Raw genomic sequence first — 1,107 nt, 5'->3', positions numbered from 1 at the left:
GTGAAAGAGCAACTCAGATTAATTTCTCAAGCCACACCAACTGGCAAGCATGCTGTTGTGATCATGGATCAAGCGAGTTGGCACCAGAGCTATCTTGCAGATGAATTTGAGAACCTCACCATCATTCATATCCCACCTTATTCTCCCGAACTTAACCCTATAGAACAGGTATAGAGCTGGCTCCGTCAAAATGAAGTAGCCAATAGGTGTTTCGAAAACTATGACGATATTGTAGAGACATTATGTGGAGCGTGGAATCGGTTTTGTAAAGATAAAAGCAGAGTCATCTCACTCTGCTTTAGAGATTGGTTAAAGTTGACAAGTTAATTAACGGAATTGGTATAATCTTGATAGCGTTCTTTCACTCATGGCAAAGTGTTTTGCCCATTCACCAACAGTGAGACGGTTGCTTAGATCACCGTACATTTCTTTGGCTATTTTATGTAAGTTTGGTGTCCGGTTTTTGTTGACCATTACACCATCAAGCGGATTAATATATTGAGATTTTTTTCTACAGGAAAATCCTCCCTCTTGCCGCTTTGGTACTAACCGGTTCCACTCGGATAATTTATCTAATGACGTATATCCATAAATTTCATACTTTTTAATTATGTACGCTTGGCATATTCTTTTATACCCACACGAACCGTATTTTTTCCAGTCATGTTAATTACGCCAATACAGTGAAACTATTTTTAAGTAGTCACGCAAAAGTTATTGTGAATTTTTCGCCGTAATAATTTAATATGTTTTTGATGTTAATACTGAGGCCTTCAAACGTTTTGAACGCTTCACATGGTAACCATTCATATTTTACTTTCTTCCACAATATCTCAATGATATTGAGCTCTGGAGAGTACGGTGGTAAATAGCAAACGAGCACATCATTCATCAACCACTCCTATCAAGGGTTTTCACTGCTTTGGGGCAAATGAACTACGCATGGGCTTGGTTTAGTGCATCATTCATCCTCTTTGAGTTACCGCTACCCAGTGCGTCGTGCACTTCCTGCAAATCAATTAATGACAAGGGGAAATATACGCTTCGCGCCCTTGTCATTAAGAACCCTGTGGAGAGATTGAGCAGTCTGGCGATGCACTGAATAGA

At 39.6% G+C, this 1,107-nt stretch carries 2 pseudogenes; one reads left to right on the top strand and one right to left on the bottom strand.

The window, feature by feature from the left end:
- Positions 1–327 (top strand): annotated as a pseudogene (locus BTO22_RS20245) (transposase); the annotation flags it as partial.
- A 376-nt stretch (positions 328–703) separates the two neighbouring features.
- On the opposite strand, the pseudogene BTO22_RS15065 reads toward BTO22_RS20245, so the two are convergent.
- Positions 704–901: pseudogene (locus tag BTO22_RS15065) on the bottom strand (transposase); the annotation flags it as partial.
- Positions 902–1,107: the final 206 nt, after the last annotated feature.

The sequence above is a fragment of the Aliivibrio sifiae genome (assembly GCF_002954705.1).
GTDB lineage: Bacteria > Pseudomonadota > Gammaproteobacteria > Enterobacterales > Vibrionaceae > Aliivibrio > Aliivibrio sifiae_A.
Note: the sequence above shows the minus strand (reverse complement) of the source record. Positions and strands in the feature narration are given on the sequence as shown.